Genomic DNA, 24,586 nt, shown 5'->3' with positions numbered 1-24,586 from the left:
TTAAAACTCTATTAAGAGAATTGTAAACTTGTGTTAAAATAAAAGTTTTAAAATTCTTATTTTTGAATTATGAAAAAAATGATTATTGCAAGTACATCAACAGTACATGGAAGTAAATATTTAGCGTATTTATTACCTACTTTAAAGACACATTTTATTGGAGTAAAAGAATTGTTATTTATTCCGTACGCTAGACCAAGTGGAATTTCTTACGACGAATACACGGCAATAGCTAAAAAAGCCTTTTCAGAAATAAATATTGATGTAAAAGGGATTCACGAATTTGAGAATGCTAAAGAAACCGTTAAAAACGCCGAAGCAATTTTTACAGGCGGAGGAAATACTTTTGAATTAGTAAATCAATTGTATAAAAATGATGTTTTAAATACCTTAAAAGAGGTGATTGAAAACGGAACACCTTATTTAGGTACAAGTGCCGGAAGTAATATTTGCGGTATTAATATGAAAAACACTAATGATATGCCAATTGTATATCCCCCAAGTTTTACAACATTGGGATGTATCAATTTTAATATCAATGCCCATTATTTAGATCCTATTGAAGGTTCTACACACATGGGAGAAACCAGAGAAACGCGCATTAAAGAGTTTCATGTGTTTAATGAAACTCCGGTTTTAGGTTTGCGTGAAGGAAGTTGGTTAGAAGTTGATAATGAGGCTGTTTTTTTAAGAGGAAAATTGACTGCTCGTTTATTTAAAAACAACGAACAGCCAATTGAATTAAAAAGTGGGGACTTATTAAAATTTTAAATAGACTAAACCATAGCGCCGTTTGCACCAATTACTTGACCAGAAACCCACTTAGAATCATCGCTGGCTAGAAACAGAACTACACGAGCAATATCTATAGGTTTTGCTAATCTGTTAAAGGCATTCATAGCGCTTAATGTTTCTATAAATTCGGGTGATTTTCCTTTTAAAAATAATTCGGTTTCGGTAGGGCCAGGAGCAAGAGCATTCACAGAAATTCCTCTACCAATTTCTTTAGAAAACACACGTGTTATTTGTTCTACAGCAGCTTTTGTTGCAGAATAAATAGCATAAGTTGGTAACATAAGTTTTACGGTACTCGAAGAAATATTTATGATATTACCATTATCGGCAAGTTTACTTTCTGCCTCTTGTAATGTGTTGTATAAACCTTTAACATTTACATTAAAATGATGGTCAAAATCATCTTCTGTAATATCTTTAAGTTCTTTTGATGCCATAACACCTGCATTGTTAACCAATACATCTATTTTTCCGTAAACTTCAATTGTTTTATCAAACAGATTGGTAACTTCTTTTCGTTTACTAACATCTGCTTTTATGGCAAAAGCAGTTCCTCCTTTATTAATGATGGTACTTACCGTTTCATTAGCTTCAGTTTCACTATTAGAATAATTAACAATTACTTTAGCATTGTTTTCTGCTAATAGTATTGCTATTTCTTTTCCTATTCCTTTAGAAGCCCCCGTTACAATTACTACTTTGTCTGTTAGTTTCATTCTTTTATTTTTTAATATTTTATACAAAAGATACCAACTAGTACCTTTTTTGAGATAAAAAAAATTATACTTTTATTTGATTGATGTACATGGATAAACCTAATACATATTCATCTATAATTTCATCCGTATCATATAGTTTACGTATTCCTCTCATACCTTCAAAGGCACTGATTAAATAAACAGCGGTTGCTTCACTGGAAATAGCGTTTTTAATAGTTTTTTGTTTTTTTCCTTTATCGATTAAATTAATTAATGCCGTTTTCCACTCTTCTATAATACTTTTTAATGCCGTTTGGTATACTTTTTCTGAATCTCCAATTTCATTGATAAAATTATTCATTGGGCAACCTTGTTGTTTTTCTTCTAAAGGAAATGCTTTTATTCTGTTTAAAAAAGTAGCTTTTAAGATGTCTATGGCATTACCAGAAGTATAAAGAGGAGAAATCATACCATCACAAACTCTCTTCTGTATTTTTAGTTTAATTACATCAAGACCTAATTCTTTTTTGTTTTTATAATGGTAATAAAAGGCTCCTTTTGTAAGCTTTGTTTTTATCATTATCTTATCTACACTAGTAGTTTTAAAACCGTCTTTATAGAATAGTTTAAATGATTCATTAAGAATTAACTGTTTTGTAAATTCAGATTTTTGCTTCTGTAACATAACACAAAGTTAATAAAAAATACTAGGTAGTATGTTTTATTAACTTTGTTTAACATTTATAATGTTGTAATTTTAAAAAATATTAATTTGATAAATAGGGTATAAGATATTAGTAGCCTACGTAATCTACAATTTCTAAACCATAGCCAATAATACCTACACGTTTTGTTTGTTGTGTATTGGTAATTAGTTTTAATTTACGAATGTTTAAATCATGTAAAATTTGCGCTCCAATTCCAAAATCTTTATTGTCCATTTTAATTACTGGCGCTTTTATCTCTCCGTTTAGCTGATTTACTTTTAAACTAGCTAATCTACTTAATAAGTTTTGAGATTGATTTTGTTGATTCACAAAAATAATGGCACCTTTTCCTTCTTCATTAATCACCTGAAACATTTTGTCTAATTTTTTATCAGCATCATTTGTTAAGGTTCCTAAAATATCATTATTTACTAAAGTAGAATTTACTCTTGTAAGAATTGGTTCGTCTTTAGTCCATGAACCTTTTGTAAGTGAAATATGTACTTGATTATTTGTAGTTTGTTGGTATGCTCTTAATCTGAATTCTCCAAATCTCGTTTTTATTTCAAAATCTTCTTTAATCTCAATTAAAGAATCATGTTCCATTCTGTAAGCAATTAAATCTTCTATTGAAACAATTTTAATATCGAACTTTTTGGCTACTTCTAAAAGTTGAGGTAAACGAGCCATGGTTCCGTCCTCATTCATAATTTCTACAATAACACCGGCTGGTTGTAAACCTGCTAAACGAGCAAAGTCTATAGCAGCTTCTGTATGACCAGTTCTTCTTAAAACACCGCCTTCTTTGGCTATTAAAGGAAATATATGACCCGGTCTAGCCAAGTCGAAAGGTTTTGTATCTTTTTCTACTAATGCTTTTACGGTTAAAGCTCTATCTCGGGCAGAAATACCTGTTGTAACACCTTTTCCGCGTAAATCTACAGATACTGTAAACGCGGTTTCCATAGGGTCTGTGTTGTTGTTAACCATAACATGTAAGTCTAGTTCTTTACAACGAGTTTCTGTTAAAGGAGCACAAATTAATCCTCTACCATGAGTTGCCATGAAATTAATCATCTCTGGAGTTACTTTTTCTGCTGCAGCTAAAAAGTCGCCTTCATTTTCTCTATTTTCATCATCTACAACAATAATAATTTTACCATTTCTTATGTCTTCAATTGCTTCAGAAATAGGGTTTAATTGTGTAGTTGTTTTATTATTTTGAACTGTCATAATAGTTATGCTTCTTTTTTTGAAAATATTTTTTTAAAGAAATTAATAATAGGCTGCGTAATAGCATCTAAATTAAAAATCCCTTTGTCTTTTGTAGCTCTTCTTGTTAATAGAATAGCTAATGGAATCATAATAAAAGCCGCTACCCAAGACCCTAAAAATGATGAAATTGTACTTTCTTCTGCTAAATTTTTACCAAAAGTATTGCTAAAGAAATAGGTTACATAAATGGCTATTGCAAGTATCATTGGTAAACCAAAACCTCCTTTTCTAATAATAGAACCTAAAGGCGCACCTATAAAAAATAAAATTAGGCAAGAAAGTGAAAATGCAATTCTATTATAATATTCTGTATCAAAGAAATTAAGATTTTTTCTTTTGTATTTAATAGAAGTCATGTTGTTTTTTATAGAACTTAAAGCTCTACTTGCCTTTGTAGAGGCTGAATTTAGAATGTTAATTTTAGAGCTTAAATTAAAGTTTTCTAAAATATCAATATTAATATTTTCTGTTTTTAATGAATCTGGATATTGGTATAAATCTCTAGCAATAGTTGTTGCATATAAGTTTTTAGATTTAAGTAATAACACTTCATCATAACTTGCTTTTAAATCTGGAATTGTATCTCCTAATTGATTTAAACTTAGCATCATGTAGTTCTTGGTATGATCTGTTTTGTCTAAGTCGCCATCTCCTGTTACAGATGAAATATCAATGTTAAATTCATATTCTTTAAATGTAGCATTGGAGGCTGCCATTTTTTTTATTTGAAGACTTGTCTTTGCAGATTTTACATGTTCTTGGTAAAAGTAACCATTATATAAAACAAGGGTCATGTATCTACTTCCTTCTTCAGAAATAATTTTACCTCTTTCGGCAGTAATTACTTTCTGATTTCCTTTTCCTTCAGATAAATCGTAGATTAAAACTTTTTTTAGTAAATTTTCATCTTCACCATATTTTTCATCAAATTTTATTTGAAACCCTGGAATGTCACTATTAAAACTTCCTGGAACTAAAGCCATAGCGGGTTTTTTCTTTTTAATATTTAAATACAAGTTCTTTTGCTTTAAAACAGCATAAGGATAAATATTATTTAAAAATAAAAAATTGATTCCACTAAGAATTAATGTTAAGAAAACCAACGGTCTAACTAAACGTTGTAAAGAAATACCAGCAGATTTTGCCGCAGCAAATTCGTAGTTCTCTCCTAAATTACCTAATGCCATAATAGAAGATAACAGCACTCCGATGGGCAACGCTTGTGGTGTAATGATTAAGGTAGAGTAATATAGAAATTTTAAAATAAAAGGCAAGCTAATCCCTTTACCTGCAATGTTTTCGAAGGTTTGCCATAAAACCTGCATCACCAAAACAAAAAGCACAATTAGAAATGTAGCTACAAAAGGAACTAAAAATGTTTTTAGGATGTATTTGTCTAAAATTTTCATCTCGGCAAAAGTAGTTTCTTAAGATGAAAGAAGCTACTAATTTTCTGTTAATTGGACTATTATTAATCTATTGAAAAATGTAGCTTTTTGTATTTTTCCTCATCAAACGAGAAAAAACTGCTAGACAAAGTCTGATCGCTTTTAAACTCTGTAATTGTAAATGTAGTTTTAGAGCTATTTGTACCTATCTGAATTAACTTGTAAATATGTTTTGTTTTAGCATCTATTGCTAACTCAACTTTTACAATATCAGAATTGCTATCTATTGGATTTAAGATGATTAGTTGAATTTTTCTGCCATTTAAGTTTTGTAAATTACCCATTTCAAAATTGTAACCATCTTTGTAAAATGTTAATAATTTAGAAGGATAAATAAAACCGTCGTCTCCACCCATATCTCCATTTGTAACGGTAACCTCTTTTTCATCATTATTAATTACATATAATTTTTTTCCGTCAAAAATAAATCTATTTCCTAAGTAATTAAGGCTATATTTTTCTCCTTGTAAGGTAATTTTTCCTCTAATCGGTGGTTCGTCACCTTCCATAATACCTGCATCTTCATTACTTAATGTCTGACTAAAACTGATAGACATGTTTTTATAAGCTCCCATTTTGGTGGAAACTTCGTCTAAAAGTGATTTAGCTTGTTTTGCATTTTGAGAAAAAGTAATGGTTGTTAAAAATAAACTTAAAAATAAGATTCCTATTTTTTTCATAATTTTATTTCTTGTCATCTCAAAGGTAGTCGAGAGGCTATTGGTTCTTTTCGTTTTCTAATAATTGTTCTAAAGCTATAAAATCGGGTACTAAAACTTGTCTTGCCTTGCTTCCTTCAAAACCACCAACAATACCGGCAGCTTCTAACTGATCTATTAACCTACCAGCTCTATTATATCCTAATTTTAATTTTCTTTGCAATAGAGAAGCAGATCCTTGTTGTGCGGTAACAATAATTTCTGCTGCATCTTTAAATAGTTTGTCTCTATCGGAAATATCTATATCAAGACTCGTGCCACTTTCATCATCTACATACTCTGGTAATTGATACGCTTCTGCATAAGCTTTTTGAGACCCAATAAAATCTGTAATCTTTTCTACTTCTGGCGTGTCTACAAAGGCACATTGTATTCTACTAAGGTTATTACCTGCAGTATAAAGTAAATCTCCACGTCCTATTAATTGGTCTGCTCCACCAGCATCTAAAATGGTTCTAGAATCTATTTTAGAAGTAACTCTAAAAGCTATTCTTGCAGGGAAATTTGCTTTAATAATACCTGTAATAACATTTACAGAAGGTCTTTGTGTTGCTACAATTAGATGAATACCGATAGCTCTAGCAAGTTGTGCTAAACGTGCAATTGGTGTTTCTACTTCTTTACCAGCGGTCATAATTAAATCGGCAAATTCATCAATAACCAAAACAATGTATGGCAAAAATTGATGCCCATCATTTGGGTTTAATTTACGTTGTTTAAATTTAACATTGTATTCTTTAATATTACGAACCATTGCAGCTTTTAGCAAGTCGTAACGATTGTCCATTTCTATACACAACGAGTTTAACGTGTGTACAACTTTAGTGGTATCTGTAATAATAGCTTCTTCTACATCTGGTAGCTTTGCTAAGTAATGACGTTCTATTTTATTAAATAAAGTAAGTTCTACTTTCTTTGGGTCTACTAAAATAAATTTTACTTCTGCAGGATGTTTTTTATACAAGAGTGATGTTAAAACTGCATTTAAACCAACAGATTTACCCTGACCTGTTGCACCTGCCATTAATAAGTGTGGCATTTTAGCTAAATCTACCACAAAGGTTTCATTAGAAATTGTTTTACCTAAAGCAATAGGTAATTCCATAGTAGATTCTTGAAATTTCTTTGATGAAATAACAGAATGCATAGAAACAATGGTAGATTTTTTATTAGGAACTTCAATACCAATGGTTCCTTTACCAGGAATAGGAGCAATAATTCTAATACCTAATGCAGATAAAGAAAGTGCAATATCATCTTCTAAATTTTTAATTTTAGAAATTCTAATTCCGGCTTCTGGTACAATTTCATACAAAGTAATTGTAGGTCCAACCGTTGCTTTTATTTCTGCAATACCAATTTTGTAATTCTTTAAGGTATCAACAATTCTATCTTTATTAGCTTCTAGTTCTTCTGGATCTATAGAAATAGATTCATTATATTGTTTTAAAAGATTAAAAGTTGGAAATTTAAAGTTACCTAACTCTAATCTAGGATCAAATTCTCCAAAATCTTTTACCAATTGATTGGCTAAATTCTCTGTAGAGTGCTCTTCATCCCTACCGATAGCAACATCAATCTCAACTTCCATTTCTATCTCTTCCTCAATTCCTTTTTCCTCTTCTTTAGCAATTTCAGTTTTTAATACTGGACCTTCATTTTTGTCAACATTTAAAGTAATTTCTTCAGTTTTAGAAGGTACATCAGAATGTTTAGAAATTGTTGGTTGTAGGTTTTCTAAAGAAAGCTCAACATCAGATTTTTCCTTTTTATCCTTTTTTAAGGAGTTTGTTGTGGTTTCTTGGTTGGTTTTAGCAGGCTCTACTACTATATCTGTTTCTGTTACATTTTCTTCCTCTTCTTCTTCTAAAAGAGCTTTTGCTTTTCTTTCTTCTCTTTTTATTTTTAAATTTTCTATATGGTTATCAAAAGTTACTCTATAACGTACAACTAAATAGGTAATTAATAAAAATGTTAATAGAATTACTAAGCCAGTATTACCTATAAAAGCTTTTAAATATTGATGAACTTCAAAACCAATAGTTCCTGATAAAAGCGCATAGTTGTTATTTACAAAGCCTAGAGAAATAGAAATCCATAACATTGTTATAATACCCCAATTCCAAGAAATAATTACTGCAGATAATTTCTTTTGAACAAGAATGTATAAACCTGTTAAGAACACTTGAAAAGCAATTATAAAAGCAGCAATACCAAAACCATTATAAACAAAAAAGTTACTTAAATTAGCACCAACTTTACCTAATAAATTTTTGCTTCTAACCGTTTTATCAGCCATTTCTGTAAGTGTACTTTGATCTTCTTGCCAGTTAAAGAAAAAAGAAATAAAAGCAATACAAAGAAAAAATGAGAATAAAATTAAGAAGGTACCTAAAATTGTTTGTGCCTGTCTTGTTTTAAAGAAGGCAAAAATATTCGGTTTATTTTCCGAAGAATTTAAGGGTTTTTTTGTGATTGTTTTCCTTTTGGCCATTAATGATTTTTGGTCGTATTAGCAGTAAATATACATATTTACTTAAAATAGTAACGCTATTTTAGGCAGGTATATAAAACCCGCAATAATTAATGAAGTAAAAGCTGCAAAGCTTGGTGCACCTGCAGCTATATCTTTTATAAAACCTATTTTCTCATGATAATCTGGATGTACAAAATCAGCCATTTTTTCTATGGCGGTGTTTAAAGCTTCAGCAACTAAAACGAGCCCGATTACAATAAACTGAAACATCCATTCTACATTAGAAATCTTAAAATAAAAACCTAAAATAGTAGCAAGAATAGCAATAAATAGTTGTGCTTTAATGCTATCTTCAGTAGTTGTTAAAAGCCACATTCCTCTCAATGCAAACTTAAAACTACGAAGTCTTCCTCTTAAAAAGCTATCATTAGGATTCTTCATAGACTAAATTACGTTTAAAGCAGCTGTGTAATTTGGTTCGTCCACAATTTCAGAAACTTGTTCTGTATAAATTACTTTACCATTTTCATCAATAATAACAATTGCTCTAGAGTGTAAATGAGCTAAAGGACCATCTGCAATTTCTAATTTGTAAGACAACCCAAAGTTTCCATCAGCAAAATCAGATAACATAACTACATTATCAATACCTTCTGCACCACAAAAACGAGCCTGAGCAAATGGTAAATCTTTAGAAATACATAAAACTACTGTGTTTTCTAAATCTGCTGCTTTTTTGTTAAATTCTCTAACAGACGTAGCACAAGTACCTGTGTCTACACTTGGAAAAATATTTAAAATTACTTTTTTACCAGAAAAATCTGATAAACTTTTTTGAGATAAATCTGCGCCAGTTAACTTAAAGTCAGGAGCTTTAGTTCCTGTTTCTGGTAAACTACCTATTGTGTTTATTGCATTTCCTTTTAATGTGATATTTGCCATTTTAGTATGTTTTTTTGGAACTTCAAAAGTAATGATAATTAAATTATTTATGGAAATAATCTAGCGATTCATTTAGATTTAAATTTTTTTTAAAACCATAAGTAAATAAATTTCGTAGATATATTGAACACAAAATTATTATTAATTTTTAAAATCAAATTATGAAAACTTTAAATTTTTTAAAAGCAACAGTTCTAGTATTTAGTATATTTATCAGTCAAAATTTTCTTGCACAAGAAAAATCAAAAATGGTTGGAGGAGCAGAAATGTATCCTTCTAAAAACATTGTAGAAAATGCGGTAAACTCTAAAGACCATACCACTTTGGTTGCAGCGGTTAAAGCAGCAGATTTAGTAGATGTTCTAACTAGTGAAGGTCCTTTTACTGTTTTTGCACCAACAAACAAGGCTTTTAACATGTTACCAGAAGGCACTGTAAGCACTTTGTTAATGGCAGATAATAAAATGAAGTTGCAAATAATTTTAAAATACCATGTTGTTGCAGGTAAATGGAATGCGAAAGAAATTATCGCATTGATAAAAAAAGGAAAGGGTAAAGCTGCTATTAAAACAGTAAGTGGTGGAACAATTACTGCTTGGATGAAAGGCAAAAACGTTTATATTTCTGATGAAAACGGAGGGAAAGCTAAAGTTACTATTGCAGATGTAAATCAATCTAACGGAGTTATTCATGTTATTGATGCTGTTTTATTACCAAGACCAACAATGTAGAAAATATTTAATTATTTAAATTGAAAGACCACTTTATATAAGTGGTTTTTTTGTGCTTTTTATTTTATATAATAGCTGCAATTTATTCTGTTTACAAGTTGTATTTTTGCAGTCTTAAAAATAAATAATAAAAGTGAATATTTCTCAATATACATCAGAATTTAAATACAATTGGAAGCTTGCAGCACCTGTAATGTTAGGTATGTTAGGGCATACTTTTGTGAGTTTTGTAGATAATATTATGGTTGGGCAAATGGGAACAGCGCAATTGGCTGCAGTTTCTTTAGGAAACAGTTTTATGTTTATTGCAATGTCTATAGGTATTGGTTTTTCTACAGCTATTACACCATTAATTGCAGAAGCAGACTCGTCTGGTAATATACAAGAAGCAAGGTCTACTTATAAAAGTGGCTTGTTTTTATGTACAACTTTGGGGATTGCTTTATTTTTAGGGGTTTATTTTTCTAAACCTTTTATGTATTTAATGAAACAGCCAAAAGAGGTTGTAGAATTGGCTATTCCGTATTTAGATTTGGTTGCCTTTTCATTAATTCCATTAATTATTTTTCAAGCTATTAAGCAATTTAGTGATGGTATGTCTATGACAAAATACCCAATGTATGCTACCTTAATAGCAAATATTGTAAATATTGTTTTAAATTATTTATTAATTTTCGGAAAATTTGGTTTTCCAGAGATGGGTATTGTTGGCGCAGCTTATGGTACGTTAATTTCTAGAATTATAATGGTTATTTACTTATGGCTATTACTTCGTTATAAAGAAAGATCTGCAGAAATAGTAAAAAATATAAAGTTCTTTGTTTTAGATATTTTAACAATAAAAAAAATTGTTAATTTAGGTTCTTTAAGCGCTATGCAAATGTTTTTTGAAGTCGCTATTTTTACTGCTGCAGTTTGGTTAAGTGGTTTGTTAGGGAAGAATCCGCAAGCGGCAAATCAAATAGCATTAAACTTATCTTCTATGACATTTATGGTTGCAACTGGGTTAAGTGTTGCTGCTATGATTAGAGTAGGGAATCAGAAAGGGTTGCAGAATTATAAAGAATTGCGTAGAATTGCTTTTTCTATCTTTTTATTAGGAGTTTTATTAGCAATGTTTTTTGCATTACTTTTCTTTGTTTTTCATGAAAGTTTACCAATGATTTATGTAGATTTAAATGACACTGCAAATTATGTAGATAATATGGAGGTAGTTTCCATTGCTTCTAGCTTATTATTAGCAGCAGCATTCTTTCAAATATCAGATAGTATACAAGTTGTGTTTTTAGGTGCTTTACGTGGTTTGCAAGACGTGAAAGTGCCTACAATTCTTACTTTTATTTCTTATTGGATTGTAGGTTTTCCTGTTTCTTATTATTTTGGAAGCGAAGAAATGTATGGTAGTTTTGGAATTTGGTTAGGTTTGCTTGCTGGTTTAACAACAGCTTCTATTTTGTTGTTTATAAGGTTTAATAGATTAACTTTAAAGTTAATAAGAGAAAAAGAATAATTGAGTCCTCTCGAGTGCAGTTGAGAGGTTGTTTTAAGAAGTTTAAATTAATTTTCGACTGCGCTCGAACAGATATAATTAATAAAATAACAATGACTTTACCTAAATTTTTATTAGCAGATAACAGTAACTTTCCTGAAGATATTTTTGTACTCCATACAGAGTTTCCTCGTTTTTTAATTAATTTAAAAGATGATGAAATAGAGTGGTTTGAGGATTTAACAGGAGAAAGTGAAGAAGATATTGCAACTGAATTAGCCGATTTAATGGATAAAGCAGGTGCTTTTTATGATTTAGAAATGAAAGATTACGAGTAAGACTCGCAACTAGTTTAGTATAATTTTTTTAAGAACTTATAATATAGGTCTAAGAAGTTAAATTTTTACATAAAAAAAAGCTCCCTGAAATCAGAGAGCTTTTTGTAATTATATAACTTGTAAAGAATGTTATTCTTATTTTACAGCCATTAATTCAACATCAAAAATAAGTGTTGCATCTGGTGGAATTACTCCTCCTGCACCTGCAGAACCATACGCTAAATTAGAAGGAATTACAAAACGAGCTTTATCGCCAACTTGTAATAATAAAATTCCTTCATCCCAACCAGCAATAACCTGACCTACACCAACATTAAAGTCGATTGGTTCTTTTCTCTTGTAAGAAGAATCAAAAACAGTACCGTCTAATAATTGACCTTTATAGTGTACAGAAACTCCAGCGCCTTTTGTTGCTTTTTTTCCATCACCTTTTTGTAAAATTTGGTAACGCAAACCACTTGCAGTTTCGTCATAACCAGCAGCAACTGTATCTAACAATGCTTTTTGTTTTGCTATTTCAGCAGCTTCACGCTTTTCTCTAGATCCTTCAAAAGTTCTAAAAGCTTCAACCGCATTAAAAGCTTCTGCTTCTGCACCAACTTTAATAATTTCTACAGTTGTTATTTCATCTCCTTGCGCAATTGCATCAACAACATCTTGTCCTTCTATTACAGAACCAAAAACAGTATGTTTACCGTCTAACCATGGAGTAGGAACGTGGGTAATGTAAAACTGACTTCCGTTTGTTGCAGGTCCAGAATTAGCCATTGCTAATTTACCAGGAGCATCATGTTTTAAATCTGGATGAAATTCATCATCAAATTTATAACCTGGGTTACCAGTACCTGAACCTTGTGGACAACCACCTTGTACCATAAATTCTGGAATTACTCTGTGGAATTTTAATCCGTCATAATAAGGAGTTCCTTGCTCTTTTACAGCATTTTCTAAATTACCTTCTGTTAAAGCAACAAAATTACCAACAGTTCCAGGAGTTTTTTCGTGTTCTAATTGTACTAAAATCTCACCTTTTGGAGTGGTGAATTTTGCATAAATTCCGTTATTCATAATCTTTAATTTACTTTTTTGTGTTCTCGAGCGCAGTCGAGAGGTTTTATTCATTTATTAGTTCTCGACTGCGCTCGAACTGACCTTAATTGTAATCTTAAAATAACTTAAGATTTTATTATTGATAAAATGCTGAAATTCATTCAGCATACATTATTTTTTAGCATTTAAAATTGATAGACCATAAGATAAACCAATATTGATGTTAGATGAATTTACATTACCATAAGGAGACCACATTTGTCCGCCTGCAATATTAAAAGAAAAATTATCGTTTACGTGGTAATTAATACCTGCGGTTGGTCTTACTAAAATACCTTCACCAGAATCTACTCTTCCACCACCAGCTACACCAGCAGCAGCTTCTACAAATAAAGAAAGTTTATCGTTTGCAAATCTATTTGATTTTACGCCCAAACCAAAAATACCGTGTGCATACCCACCAGATTCTCCTTCGTATGCAAAAGAAGCTTCTCCAGTAATGTAAAAACGATGATTTAAATCGTAGTTTACTTTTATGGCAATTAATTGTAAATCACTTGCTGGAATTCCAAATTTAGCAACATCAAAATATGTTTGATTTTGAACGCCAATTTGTATTCCTTGTGTTTTTATACTTGTTGCTTCTTCACCCGAAAAAGGATCTTTAGTTCCTCCACTTAAGCCATAATATTTAATACTAAAACCTGCCGTATAAGCTTCGAATGTACCGCCAATAGATCTGTGATAACCACCATGAGCACTTAAACCAAATTTTTCTGTAATTTTTACATCGGCACCAACACTTGGGTACATGGTTAAACCTCCTTCTGGGTAAATTCTACCACCTGCAGCTCCAATACCAAACTTACCAAAGAAATTTACATATTTGGTTTCAATAAAATTTTTTCCAACACCCATAAATAAATCCATAAAACCAGCAGTTAAACCTGCATACATGGCATCTACATGTGCATAGATAAAAGTATTATTTGTTAGGTAACGTTGGTACTCAAAACCGATAATAGATAATGTATGATCTATAGGTTTGTATTTTGGTGTTGTACTAGCATCTGTTCTAGAATCTCCAAAAGGAAAAAAGTAGTCGAAAGTTACTTGTTGCACACTTTTTACGGCTGGTTTTGTCCAAAATTCATCTTTAGATTCGTTTTTGTTGATAAAAGATTTTTGAGCATCTGCATAAGAAGTAGATCTTAAAGAAGTTGGTATTTCTACAAAAAACGAAATATTATCACTTTTTTGAATTCCCGTAAAAAAGTTTACGTAACCATACTGCACTCCAAAGGAATACCCATTAGCTTTGTATTGTAAACCTGCATTAGGGTAAATAATACCTCCTCCGTTAACCAAACTTCTAAAGCCACCACCGCCACCAAAGTGAACGTTAGCATCAAAATATAAGTTTTTATAAATTTGTTTATTTACCCCTAAATTTACACCAAGAGTAAACAAACCACCTTGATCTCCTGTAATTGCTGTGTGGAAACCAATACCTGTATACAACCAATCATTTAAAGGGAAGTTATAATTTAAACCAATAAAGCCCATTGTTGGCTCTAAGCCATAGCTAACTTGACTTACTGGCTGATGAACTAAAATATAATTTAAACGAATACTGTTGCGTAGTTCATTACCTTTTAAATAGGATAGATTATCTGTTTGAGAAAAAGTATTTAGGGCTACAAAAGTAATTAGTAAAAAAAATATTTTCTTCATAATCTATTTTTTAAATTCACTCGTGAAATGTAATTTCACCGTTGGATATTTACTTTGAGTCATTTGTATTGTAAACTCAGAGTCTGCTAAAAATACTAACTGACCTTGTTTGTCTTTTGCTAAATAGCGTTGTTTAACACGTTTAAATTCTTTAAACTCATCGTTCTTTATATCTTCTGGTTCTACCCAACAAGCTTTATGAACACTTAAGTTTTCGTAAGAACATTTTGCTCCATATTCATGCTCTAATCGATATTGAATAACCTCGTATTGTAATGCACCAACAGTACCAATTACCTTACGACCATTCATATCTAACGTAAATAATTGGGCAACACCTTCATCCATTAATTGGTCTAAACCTTTGTACAATTGTTTAGATTTCATTGGGTCTGCGTTATTTACATAACGGAAATGCTCTGGAGAAAAACTTGGAATTCCTTTAAAATTCAATTCTTCTCCTTCTGTTAAAGTATCTCCAATTTTAAAGTTTCCGGTATCATGAATACCAACAATATCTCCAGGAAATGACTCGTCTACAATTTCTTTCTTTTCAGCAAAAAATGCATTCGGACTAGAAAATTTTACTTTTTTACCGTTTCTAACATGTAAATAAGGCGCATTTCTTTTAAAAGTACCCGATACAATTTTAATAAAAGCCAGTCTATCTCTATGTTTAGGATCCATGTTTGCATGGATTTTAAACACAAAACCAGTCATTTTTTTCTCTTTAGAATCTACTAAACGCTCTTCTGCTTTTTTAGGTTGCGGAGAAGGAGCAATCTTAATAAATGCATCTAATAATTCTTTTACTCCAAAGTTATTTAAAGCAGAACCAAAAAATACAGGTTGTAGCAAGCCTTTTAAGTATTCATCTCTGTCAAATTCTGGATATACTTCACTAATTAATTCTATTTCTTCACGTAAAGTATCAGCAGCTTTTTTACCAACTATAGTGTCTAATTCTGGGTTTGATAAATCATCAAACTCAACACCTTCAGAAATAGAAGTTTTATTATCACCAGAAAAAAGATTTAATTTCTTTTCCCAGATATTGTAAATTCCTTTAAAGTCGTATCCCATTCCAATAGGAAAACTCATTGGTGTAACGGTTAAGCCTAATTTTTGTTCAACTTCGTCTAATAAATCAAAGGCATCTTTTCCTTCTCTATCCAACTTGTTGATAAAAACCAACATTGGAATATTTCTCATTCTACAAACTTCAACTAATTTCTCAGTTTGTGGTTCTACACCTTTTGCAACATCAATTACAACAATAACACTATCTACAGCTGTTAAAGTTCTAAAAGTATCTTCTGCAAAATCTTTGTGACCAGGTGTGTCTAAAATGTTTATTTTTTTATCTTGATAGATGAAAGCTAAAACAGAAGTAGCTACAGAGATACCACGCTGACGTTCAATCTCCATAAAATCGGAAGTTGCTCCCTTTTTTATCTTATTATTTTTTACAGCACCTGCTTCTTGAATTGCCCCTCCAAAAAGTAACAATTTCTCTGTTAATGTGGTTTTACCAGCATCTGGATGCGATATAATACCAAAGGTTCTTCTACGTGCTATTTCTTCTAAAAAAGTCATCTACAAAATTTGAGGTGCAAAGATAGGGTTTATATACGATATTTTATAGTCAATTTAAAGGGTTGTAAAATGTAGTAATTGTTTGTTTTTTTAATCGTTTTACCGCATAAAACTATCAAAAAAAAGTATAAAATTTCAGTGTTTTTTTTACTAATCTATAATTTCTACAGTCATTTTTACATCGTCAATTGGCCATTCATCAACACCAACAGCTACTTTAGATATTTTTTCCATGGTAGAAAAACCAGAAATTACTTCACCAAAAACAGTGTGCTCATTGTCTAAATGATGTGCGCCACTTTTTTTCTGAACAATATAAAACTCAAAAGGACTTGATAATTTATTAGGATTATGATCCCACTGTCTGGCAGCGGCCAATGCTCCGTATTTATGTTTTCTGTTTTTTCTGAATTCGGGTTTTAATAAATAATTTCCATATTTTCTACGTTCTCGTTGCGTGTACATTTCATCGGAATTACCACCTTGAATTACAAAATTTTTAGCAATTCTATAAAAAACAGTCGTATTAAAATATTTTATTTTGGTTAAGAATATAAAATTAGCTCTGTGGATAGGAACATCATCATATAAGCGGATTTTTATATCACCAAAATCTGTCTTAATCAATACTTTTGTTTCTGAATTCTGATTGCCAAATTCGGTTAAAAAAGCTTCTGTATTATTACTATTTAAACTATCCCAAGCTTTAATAACCTCTTTTTTAACTTTCTTATTTTTTAAGGTTAAGGTCTTTTTTTCTACAGATTTGTTTTCGTCTTTACATTGATAAAAAGTGATGAAAGCGAGCACTAAAAAGAGTTTAAATAAAGTTTTCATGAAAGCAATTAGATGTTAATTCTTACAAATATATGGTATCATAATAAAAGAATAGAAAAGTCTTATGGTTTTTGTAATTAATTTATGATTTATTGATAGTTGATTTTCTTATTTTTGTAACTATGGAAGAACAAGTAGTTTTAGTTGATGAAAAAGACAATCCGATAGGATTGATGCCAAAAATGGAAGCCCACGAAAAAGCCCTTTTACATAGAGCTTTTTCTGTATTTGTGTTTAATAAAAAAGGAGAGTTAATGTTGCAACAAAGAGCAGCAAGTAAATACCATTCGCCTTTATTATGGACAAACACTTGTTGTTCTCATCAAAGAGATGGGGAAACTAATTTAGCAGCAGGTAAAAGAAGATTAGAAGAAGAAATGGGGTTTGTTACCGAAATTAAGGAAGTTTTTTCGTTTATTTACAAAGCGCCTTTTGACAATGGTTTAACAGAACACGAATTAGACCATGTTATGATTGGGTATTATAATGATGCACCTAAAATTAACAAAGAAGAAGTAGAGGCTTATAAATGGATGACTTTAATTGATGTTAAAAAAGACATGACAGAGAATCCGCAAGAATATACAGAGTGGTTTAAAATTATTTTTGACAAATCTTTTGAAAAATTAACAAATGCCTAAAGTAAAAGTTTATAGAAGAGCCCATTTTAATGCTGCACATAGGTTGTTTAATCCTGCTTGGTCTGATGCCAAAAATGCAGAAGTATTTGGCAAATGTAGCAACCCTAATTACCATGGTCATAATTACGAGATGATTATAGCTTTGTTTGGTGAGGTAGATCCTATAACTGGTTTTGTGTATGATTTAGGCTTGTTAAGAGAGTTGATTAAAAACGAAGTAGAAGATCCGTTTGATCATAAAAACTTAAATATTGAAGTAGCAGAATTTAAAAGTTTGAATCCTACGGCAGAAAATATTTCAATTGTTATTTACAATAAATTACGTCCTCATATACCAGCACATTTAGAAATAGAAGTAACTTTATACGAAACACGAAGAAATTTTGTGCGTTATACAGGAGAGTAATCTCTTTTACAAGCATCTACATTAAATATAATTTATGAAAATAATTGCCATGATTCCTGCACGTTATAGTGCATCTCGTTTTCCAGGGAAATTAATGAAAGATTTAGGAGGTAAACCCGTTATTTTAAGAACGTATGAAGCAGCTTTGCATACCAACCTATTTGATGATGTTTATATTGTAACAGATTCTGATATTATTTTTAAAACCATAGAAAAAGCAGGTGGAAAAGCAATTATGAGTACCAAAGAACACGAATGTGGTTCTGATAGAATTGCCGAAGCGGTAGAAAATATAGAAGCAGATATTGTGATTAATGTTCAGGGAGATGAACCTTTTATTGATGAAGTTTCATTATCTAAATTAATTGATGTCTTTAAAAAAGACGATAAAAAAGAAATTGATTTAGCTTCGTTAAAAGTACAAATTACCAATAAAGAAGATATAGAAAACCCTAATAATGTTAAGGTAATTACCGATGTAAATAATTTAGCTATTTACTTTTCTAGAAGCGTAATTCCTTACCATAGAGATAAAGATGTAGCTGTAAAATACTATAAACATAAAGGAGTCTATGCGTTTAGAAAACAAGCATTAATAGATTTTTATAATACACCGATGACGCCTTTAGAAGCGGCAGAAAAAATAGAAGCCATTAGATATCAAGAAATTGGTAAGAAAATTAAAATGGTAGAAACAGATGTAGAAGCTGTTGGTATAGATACTCCAGAAGATTTAGAAAAAGCAATTCAATTTTTAAAGGCATAAATTATGACTAAAATAGGTAAAAACATAAAAGTAATTGCTTTTGATGCAGATGATACTTTATGGGTAAATGAAACTTATTTTAGAGATGCAGAGCATCAGTTTGCAAAACTACTAGCAAAGTACGAGACCGAAAATAAAATAGATCAAGAGCTTTTTAAGAAGGAAATTAAAAACTTAAAACTCTATGGTTACGGTGTTAAAGGCTTTGTTTTATCTATGGTAGAATGTGCTTTAGAATTGTCTAATTACCAAGTAAAACAAAAAACAATAGAAGCAATTTTAGAGATAGGTAAAGAAATGATAGAAAAACCTATAGAATTGTTAGATGGAGTAGAAGAGGTGCTACAGTCGTTACAAGGCAAGTATAAATTAATTGTTGCTACCAAAGGAGATTTGTTAGACCAAGAAAGAAAATTAGAAAAATCTAATTTGCTAAAATACTTTCATCATATAGAGGTAATGAGTGATAAAAAGAAGAAAGACTATAAGAAGTTAATCAGTCATTTAGATGTTGCTCCATCAGAATTTTTAATGATTGGTAATTCTTTAAAATCAGATGTTTTACCTTTAATAGAATTAGGGGCTTCTGCTATTCACGTTCCGTTTCATACCACTTGGATGCATGAAGAAGTGAGTGATGAAGAAAAATTAGAGGTTGACTATAAAACACTTGCTAACATTAGAGATATAATTGATTTTTTATGAATTATTTAGATATTGGAAACTGGAATAGAAAACAACATTTTCAACACTTTATTAATTTAGAAGATCCTTATTTTGGAATAACAGCAAATTTAGATGTTACTAAAATTTTTAATACATCTAAAAAACAAAAAGAATCTTTATTCGCTATGTATTTACACGCTTGTTTAATAGCGTTAAATAAGATAGAAAATTTTAGGTATAGAATTCTTAAAGAGGATAAAATTGTTATTCGCGATGTGTTACATGCATCGGCTACAATTGCAAGAGAAGATAATACTTTTGGTTTTTCATTTATAAAATTTTCTAAAGACTTTAAAACCTTCCATCAAAATTTTCTAGAAGAAAAAACACGAATTTTAAATTCCACAGACTTGTTTCCTCTTGTAAATTCAGATGAGTGTATCTACTGCTCTGCGTTACCTTGGGTTTCGTTTACAGGTCATAAAGAGCCCAATTCTGGACAAAAAAACGAAAGTATCCCAAAGTTAGCATTTGGTAAAATATTTAAAGAAAACTCAAGATTTATAATGCCTGTGGCTATTTCTGCAAACCATGCATTGGTAGACGGTTACCACATTGGTTTATTTTTTGAAGAATATCAAAGGCAATTAGATAAAAACACCTAACTTTGCAAAATTAAAATTTAAAATAAGTTATGGCAAGTATAAAAAACTTAAAAAAAGATATCAATTACGTTTTAGGTGATGTTATCGAATATGCATTAGATGTTTCAATCTTAAAAAATGCACCAGAAAAAGGTGAAGCAATTATAGATGAAGCTATCGAAACTTTTGATACTTTAGTTTCTAAAGTTAACAATAGTAAGGTAGAAAATAAGAAAGCGCACTTTAAAGCGATTAATGAAGAATTAGAAGTTAAAGCAAAAGGTTTGGTTGAAAAGATTAATACTTTATAATCTTAACAAATTTTTAAGCAAAATTTAAGACCATCATTTGAAAAAATGATGGTTTTTTCATTAAATTTGATCGAACATACTAAAACGATATAGTAAACGTTCTTATTGTATAACTTAATTCTTAAAAATGGCTAGAGCAATGTTTGAGTACACTAAAACGGTGCTAAAAAAGGTGAGTTTTAATTCGGATTTATTTTGTAAAGAAGTTGAAAAAGCATTAAGTCAATTGTTACCTTATGAAATAGATGAGCTAACAATTTGGTTAAAGCAGTTTACATCTAACAAACCAGAGTTATATTCTTGCCTAGCATTAATTAAGTAAAAAAAAAGGAAGCTAATTGCTTCCTTTTTTTTTTGTCTTTAATTTTTAGAATCTTCTCTTCTATGCTTATATTTTCTCATTAATTTTCTGCCAAATTCCATTTCGGCTAATTGCAGTTGAATTATTTTTTTATAAGAAATTACTTTTTTAATGTTGCTTATAAAATCTTTTTGAGCTTCATAAAACTTCTTATCTGTAGCTAATTTTAATAGTATTAACCTTTCCGCCTCGTTTTCAGAAACAGCATTTTTATCATCTTTAATAGCGCCTTTTATTTCCGACTTAAGTTTGTATCTTAAAGAATACTGCTCTTTAGAGTAGGCATTGTAAAGAGGCCAAAATTTTTCGGCTTCATTTGGTGTTAAGTTTAATTGTTCTGTGATGTAAGAAACTTTAAGGGCCTTAATTTTTTCTCTACTATCTTTTCTTTCTTGTGCAGATAAAGTAAGAGTACAAAAAAGGGCTATACATGTAATAGTTATTAATTTTTTCATATCCTTAATTTTAATTTATTTCGTTTAAAAACGAAGTGTTATCAATAGAGTTTATGTAATCTTCAATATTTTCATCCTCTAATGATGAAAAGTAAAAGTCACCTTCTTCTAATACGTCATTTTCTAACACAATAGCCATGTCTGTGGTGTTTATAGTGTTAGAGTCTAGCCAGAATTCAATATCATCATCAGAAAGAGAATCTATAGTAAGTTCTTCATTAGTATTAAATACAAAAGAATTTAATCCAATAAATAAAATAATAGAGGCTGCCGCCGCAATAGGAATCATTTTAAAAATTCGTTCTTTAAAAGAAATAACTTTTGTTTCTTTTTTAGGTACTGCAACTTTAGCTAAAATCTCGTTTTCTAGTTCTTTAAAATAAGTATCAGGCATTGTAAAACCGTGCTCTTTTGTTAGCACTTCTTCAGACAACTTTGTTGCTATACTCTCTTCAATGCTGGCAAAATAATCTTTAGGAACAGAAAAACCAGTTTCTTCTCCTAAAATTGAGTTTAAATATTGTTCGCTATTTTTTATGTTGTTTTCCATGATACTTTTTAGACCTTTTATTTATTAAAAGGTTTAATTGGTTTCCTTTTTAATATAAAGTTCAATTTTCTTAACTGCATGAAAATAAGAGGCTTTTAATGCTCCTACAGAGGTTTCTAGTATGTTAGACATTTCTTCATATTTTATTTCATCAAAATATTTCATGTTAAAAACAAGTTGTTGTTTTTGTGGTAAAGTAGCAACTGCTTTTTGTAAAATAACCTGAATTTCGTCACCAGTAAAAAAATCATCACTCGCTAGCGTAGAAGCTAATTCTTGTTGATAATCAGAAATATCGACATTTCTATTTTTTGCTCTTTTGTTGATAAAAGTAATGGATTCATTGGTTGCAATTCTATACATCCAAGAAAATAGTTTACTCTCTTGATTAAATTTATCGATGTTTTTAAAAACTTTAATAAAAGTATTTTGCAAAACATCATCTGCATCATCATGAGAAATCACAATTTTACGAATGTGCCAATACAAGCGTTCTTTGTAGAGCGTAATGAGTTCTCTAAACGCTTTTTCTTTAGTCTTAACGTTTTTTAACTGTTCTATTAAAAGAGTTTCGTCTGTCAATTAAGTAGTTTCTATTGTTTAGACTTTAAAAATATAAAAAGGTTTAATACTTATTTTTTTATTCTAGATCTAGAGTAGCCAAATAGTCTTTTTTGTTTAATAGTATCTGCAATTCCTTCTGGTAGCATTTCTTCCCAACCTTGTTCTCCGTTTAAAATCATTTTTAAAACCGTACGAGAAAAAATATCTAGTATTTCTTTGTCAAAATCATCAATATTTACAAGTTTACCATTGTTCTTAAAGAATTTATAAAGTTCTTTCATTCTAGGGTGTACCTTTAAGCTTTCACTATCTATATACTCTCCAGTAGCTACATCATGGTAAGGATACATATATACCTTTAGGTCTCTATTAAATAGTTTTCCAAAAGCTTCTAAAATTCCTCCACTTAAATTTCTATAATATTTTTCATCAAAAATTTGAATAAGGTTTTGAGTTCCCATCGTTAACCCCATTCTTTCTTTAGTAAATTCACTAAAATATTCTACTAATTTAAAGTATTGTTGAAAACTAGTAATCATTACATTTTGTCCTAAAGAACACAATAATTCTGCTCTATCTAAGAAATCTCTTTCATTAATTTTACCTTCAGCTGTTAAGTTACTTAATGTAATTTCAAAAATAACTTGTGTTTTAATTTCTTCAACTTTATTTTCTGATAAAAATAATTTTTTAGATTTTTCATACATGTCCATATTTACCTTAGTAACAGGTCTAAAACTTCCACGTAAAGCTAAAATGTTTTTTTTGTATAAAACCTGAGCAGGTAATAAGTTGTTTCCGTCTGGGCCAAACATTACAGCATTGGTCATACCATTTTTAAGTAACTGTAAACTCATTAATCTGTTGTCTACATACATAAAACGCGGTCCAGAGAAATTAATCATATCAATTTCTAAATGGTCGCTACTTAAATTATCGTAAAAAGATTTTACTAAGTCTTTAGGATTGTCATTTAAATAAAAAGCACCGTAAATTAAATTTACACCTAAAATACCTAAGGTTTCTTGTTGTAAACGAGCATCCGTTTCTTTAAAACGTAAGTGTAAAACAATTTCATTATAACCCTCTAGTGGATCTAACTGAAAACGGATACCTACCCAACCATGACCTTTAAATTGTTTTGCAAAATCTATGGTAGTAACTGTATTTGCATAACTGAAAAATAATTTGTCAGGATGTTTTTGTCGGCTTAAACGATCTTCCATTAAATCGATTTCGTGACCTAACATTTTTTTTAATCTAGGCTGTGTTACATAACGCTTATCTTCTTCTATGCCATAAATAGCATCAGAAAAATCTTTATCATAAGCACTCATTGCTTTAGCTATGGTTCCAGAAGCAGCTCCAGATCTAAAAAAGTTACGAGCAGTTTCTTGCCCTGCCCCAATTTCCGCAAAGGTTCCGTAAATATCTCTATTTAGGTTAATTCGTAACGCTTTGCTTTTTATAGTAGGAACACTACTAATTTCTTGGTCTCCTTTTAAAGAAATTGCCATATATAACGATTTTTAGGTTGAAACAAATGTACTAAAATAGACTGCTATGAGTCAATTTTTATGTTATTTTTGTTCTAATGAACTTTACCAAGAAACAACTAAATATTACCTTTTTAGGAACAGGTACTTCTCAAGGAATCCCTATGATTGCAAATAATGACCCTGTTTGTTTGTCTAAGAACCTAAAAGATAAGCGTTTGCGGTCTTCTGTTTTAATATCTTGGGACAATGTTTCTTACACTGTAGATTGTGGTTTAGATTTTAGACAGCAAATGTTAAGAGAGAATGTACAGTCTTTAAACGGGGTCTTTTTTACACATGAACATGCAGATCATATAGGAGGTTTAGATGATTTAAGAGCTTTTTGCTATCAAATAGGAGAGATGCCTATTTATTTAAATGAGAGAACATTACACAGTTTAGAAAAGCGGTTTGAATATATTTTTAGTACAGAAAACAGGTATCCAGGAGCGCCAAGTGTGTTGCCCAAAATTGTTGGTAGCACTAGTTTTTATGTTGATGAATTAAAAGTAACACCTATAGAAGTTTTACACGGAAATTTACCAATAAAAGCGTATAGATTTGGCGATTTCGGGTATTTAACAGATGTAAAATATGTTTCTGAGGATGAAAAATTAAAATTGAAAAATTTAGATGTTTTAGTAGTTAATGCGTTAAGAATAGAAGAACATTCAACTCATTTTAATTTGCAAGAAGCATTAGATTTTATAGCCGAATTAAAACCAAAAAAAGCATATTTAACGCATATAAGTCATAAGTTAGGCTTTCATGATGCTGTTTCTAAAATACTACCAAATAACGTTTTTTTGGCGTACGATGGCCTAAAAATAACCATTTAGGTTTTTATAA

Annotated in this window: 28 protein-coding genes; 12 read left to right on the top strand and 16 right to left on the bottom strand. The window is 30.3% G+C overall.

Translation table 11 applies throughout. The features are described from left to right. Window positions 1–69 precede the first annotated feature (69 nt). A complete protein-coding gene (gene pepE, locus GQR92_RS07875) occupies window positions 70–771 on the top strand; it encodes a dipeptidase PepE (RefSeq protein WP_158838587.1) in 702 nt (233 codons plus the stop codon). Window positions 772–776: 5 nt separating this feature from the next. Here pepE and GQR92_RS07870 read toward each other — a convergent pair whose 3' ends face one another. The 8 genes from GQR92_RS07870 to tpx all read right to left on the bottom strand — a co-directional run bounded on the left by GQR92_RS07870 (window position 777) and on the right by tpx (window position 9,060). After that, window positions 777–1,511 carry an SDR family oxidoreductase gene (locus GQR92_RS07870; RefSeq protein ID WP_158838586.1) on the bottom strand — a complete coding sequence of 245 codons (735 nt, stop codon included), beginning with the start codon at window positions 1,509–1,511 and terminating at the stop codon, window positions 777–779. Between the two features lie 64 nt (window positions 1,512–1,575). After that, the gene (locus tag GQR92_RS07865) at window positions 1,576–2,178 is read right to left on the bottom strand and encodes a TetR/AcrR family transcriptional regulator (protein WP_158838585.1); all 603 of its coding nucleotides are present in this window, start codon (window positions 2,176–2,178) and stop codon (window positions 1,576–1,578) included. Window positions 2,179–2,287: 109 nt separating this feature from the next. Further along, a complete protein-coding gene (ribB, locus tag GQR92_RS07860) occupies window positions 2,288–3,433 on the bottom strand; it encodes a 3,4-dihydroxy-2-butanone-4-phosphate synthase (RefSeq protein WP_158838584.1) in 1,146 nt (381 codons plus the stop codon). A gap of 5 nt (window positions 3,434–3,438) precedes the next feature. Further along, entirely contained in the window at window positions 3,439–4,884 is a 1,446-nt protein-coding gene (locus tag GQR92_RS07855) for an LptF/LptG family permease (protein ID WP_158838583.1), read from the bottom strand. Between the two features lie 62 nt (window positions 4,885–4,946). After that, window positions 4,947–5,603 (bottom strand): LolA family protein, encoded by a 657-nt coding sequence (locus GQR92_RS07850; protein ID WP_158838582.1) that lies wholly within the window; start codon window positions 5,601–5,603, stop codon window positions 4,947–4,949. Between the two features lie 37 nt (window positions 5,604–5,640). Then, window positions 5,641–8,136: an FtsK/SpoIIIE family DNA translocase gene (locus GQR92_RS07845; protein WP_158838581.1), complete on the bottom strand. Its 2,496-nt coding sequence runs from the start codon at window positions 8,134–8,136 to the stop codon at window positions 5,641–5,643. A 42-nt stretch (window positions 8,137–8,178) separates the two neighbouring features. After that, window positions 8,179–8,559 carry a diacylglycerol kinase family protein gene (locus GQR92_RS07840; protein WP_158838580.1) on the bottom strand — a complete coding sequence of 127 codons (381 nt, stop codon included), beginning with the start codon at window positions 8,557–8,559 and terminating at the stop codon, window positions 8,179–8,181. A gap of 3 nt (window positions 8,560–8,562) precedes the next feature. Beyond that, the gene (gene tpx / locus GQR92_RS07835; RefSeq protein WP_158838579.1) at window positions 8,563–9,060 is read right to left on the bottom strand and encodes a thiol peroxidase; all 498 of its coding nucleotides are present in this window, start codon (window positions 9,058–9,060) and stop codon (window positions 8,563–8,565) included. Window positions 9,061–9,221: 161 nt separating this feature from the next. Here tpx and GQR92_RS07830 point away from each other — a divergent pair, with 161 nt between their 5' ends. The 3 genes from GQR92_RS07830 to GQR92_RS07820 all read left to right on the top strand — a co-directional run bounded on the left by GQR92_RS07830 (window position 9,222) and on the right by GQR92_RS07820 (window position 11,618). Then, on the top strand, window positions 9,222–9,791 hold the full coding sequence (locus GQR92_RS07830; protein WP_158838578.1) for a fasciclin domain-containing protein: 570 nt from the start codon (window positions 9,222–9,224) through the stop codon (window positions 9,789–9,791). 133 nt (window positions 9,792–9,924) lie between these two features. After that, window positions 9,925–11,301, top strand: a complete 1,377-nt coding sequence (locus GQR92_RS07825; protein WP_158838577.1) for an MATE family efflux transporter — start codon at window positions 9,925–9,927, stop codon at window positions 11,299–11,301. Between the two features lie 92 nt (window positions 11,302–11,393). Further along, a complete protein-coding gene (locus GQR92_RS07820) occupies window positions 11,394–11,618 on the top strand; it encodes a hypothetical protein (protein WP_158838576.1) in 225 nt (74 codons plus the stop codon). 135 nt (window positions 11,619–11,753) lie between these two features. Here the strand turns inward: GQR92_RS07820 and GQR92_RS07815 are convergent, their stop codons facing one another. From GQR92_RS07815 to GQR92_RS07800, 4 genes are all read right to left on the bottom strand, one after another. After that, on the bottom strand, window positions 11,754–12,686 hold the full coding sequence (locus GQR92_RS07815; RefSeq protein ID WP_158838575.1) for a peptidylprolyl isomerase: 933 nt from the start codon (window positions 12,684–12,686) through the stop codon (window positions 11,754–11,756). A 153-nt stretch (window positions 12,687–12,839) separates the two neighbouring features. Continuing rightward, on the bottom strand, window positions 12,840–14,402 hold the full coding sequence (locus GQR92_RS07810) for a hypothetical protein (RefSeq protein WP_158838574.1): 1,563 nt from the start codon (window positions 14,400–14,402) through the stop codon (window positions 12,840–12,842). Window positions 14,403–14,405: 3 nt separating this feature from the next. Continuing rightward, complete coding sequence (locus tag GQR92_RS07805) at window positions 14,406–15,998, bottom strand: peptide chain release factor 3 (RefSeq protein WP_158838573.1); 1,593 nt, start codon at window positions 15,996–15,998, stop codon at window positions 14,406–14,408. A gap of 150 nt (window positions 15,999–16,148) precedes the next feature. Further along, the gene (locus GQR92_RS07800; RefSeq protein ID WP_158838572.1) at window positions 16,149–16,835 is read right to left on the bottom strand and encodes a peptidylprolyl isomerase; all 687 of its coding nucleotides are present in this window, start codon (window positions 16,833–16,835) and stop codon (window positions 16,149–16,151) included. 122 nt (window positions 16,836–16,957) lie between these two features. Between GQR92_RS07800 and idi the strand changes: the two genes are divergently transcribed. The 7 genes from idi to GQR92_RS07765 all read left to right on the top strand — a co-directional run bounded on the left by idi (window position 16,958) and on the right by GQR92_RS07765 (window position 20,591). After that, a complete protein-coding gene (gene idi / locus GQR92_RS07795; protein ID WP_158838571.1) occupies window positions 16,958–17,476 on the top strand; it encodes an isopentenyl-diphosphate Delta-isomerase in 519 nt (172 codons plus the stop codon). Further along, complete coding sequence (locus GQR92_RS07790; protein WP_158838570.1) at window positions 17,469–17,882, top strand: 6-pyruvoyl trahydropterin synthase family protein; 414 nt, start codon at window positions 17,469–17,471, stop codon at window positions 17,880–17,882. The genes idi and GQR92_RS07790 overlap by 8 nt, the downstream gene beginning before the upstream one ends. Window positions 17,883–17,916: 34 nt before the next feature. Then, the gene (kdsB, locus tag GQR92_RS07785) at window positions 17,917–18,648 is read left to right on the top strand and encodes a 3-deoxy-manno-octulosonate cytidylyltransferase (protein WP_158838569.1); all 732 of its coding nucleotides are present in this window, start codon (window positions 17,917–17,919) and stop codon (window positions 18,646–18,648) included. Between the two features lie 3 nt (window positions 18,649–18,651). Beyond that, on the top strand, window positions 18,652–19,353 hold the full coding sequence (locus tag GQR92_RS07780; protein WP_199269199.1) for an HAD family hydrolase: 702 nt from the start codon (window positions 18,652–18,654) through the stop codon (window positions 19,351–19,353). Then, window positions 19,350–19,979: a CatA-like O-acetyltransferase gene (locus GQR92_RS07775; protein WP_158838568.1), complete on the top strand. Its 630-nt coding sequence runs from the start codon at window positions 19,350–19,352 to the stop codon at window positions 19,977–19,979. The genes GQR92_RS07780 and GQR92_RS07775 overlap by 4 nt, the downstream gene beginning before the upstream one ends. A gap of 29 nt (window positions 19,980–20,008) precedes the next feature. Continuing rightward, complete coding sequence (locus GQR92_RS07770) at window positions 20,009–20,269, top strand: hypothetical protein (RefSeq protein ID WP_158838567.1); 261 nt, start codon at window positions 20,009–20,011, stop codon at window positions 20,267–20,269. Window positions 20,270–20,396: 127 nt separating this feature from the next. Continuing rightward, window positions 20,397–20,591 (top strand): hypothetical protein, encoded by a 195-nt coding sequence (locus GQR92_RS07765; protein ID WP_158838566.1) that lies wholly within the window; start codon window positions 20,397–20,399, stop codon window positions 20,589–20,591. Window positions 20,592–20,629: 38 nt separating this feature from the next. Here GQR92_RS07765 and GQR92_RS07760 read toward each other — a convergent pair whose 3' ends face one another. The 4 genes from GQR92_RS07760 to GQR92_RS07745 are packed head-to-tail and all read right to left on the bottom strand — an operon-like array spanning window position 20,630 to window position 23,716. Then, window positions 20,630–21,085 carry a sensor of ECF-type sigma factor gene (locus GQR92_RS07760; protein ID WP_158838565.1) on the bottom strand — a complete coding sequence of 152 codons (456 nt, stop codon included), beginning with the start codon at window positions 21,083–21,085 and terminating at the stop codon, window positions 20,630–20,632. Window positions 21,086–21,095: 10 nt separating this feature from the next. Continuing rightward, window positions 21,096–21,635 carry a hypothetical protein gene (locus GQR92_RS07755; protein WP_158838564.1) on the bottom strand — a complete coding sequence of 180 codons (540 nt, stop codon included), beginning with the start codon at window positions 21,633–21,635 and terminating at the stop codon, window positions 21,096–21,098. Between the two features lie 33 nt (window positions 21,636–21,668). Beyond that, entirely contained in the window at window positions 21,669–22,217 is a 549-nt protein-coding gene (locus tag GQR92_RS07750) for an RNA polymerase sigma factor (protein ID WP_158838563.1), read from the bottom strand. Window positions 22,218–22,267: 50 nt separating this feature from the next. Further along, complete coding sequence (locus tag GQR92_RS07745) at window positions 22,268–23,716, bottom strand: TonB-dependent receptor (protein WP_158838562.1); 1,449 nt, start codon at window positions 23,714–23,716, stop codon at window positions 22,268–22,270. Window positions 23,717–23,793: 77 nt separating this feature from the next. Between GQR92_RS07745 and GQR92_RS07740 the strand changes: the two genes are divergently transcribed. Next, a complete protein-coding gene (locus GQR92_RS07740; protein WP_158838561.1) occupies window positions 23,794–24,576 on the top strand; it encodes an MBL fold metallo-hydrolase in 783 nt (260 codons plus the stop codon). Window positions 24,577–24,586: the final 10 nt, after the last annotated feature.

This window comes from Polaribacter sp. L3A8 (assembly GCF_009796785.1).
In the GTDB taxonomy this organism is placed as follows: Bacteria; Bacteroidota; Bacteroidia; order Flavobacteriales; family Flavobacteriaceae; genus Polaribacter.
This window is presented reverse-complemented; position numbering and strand designations above follow the sequence as displayed.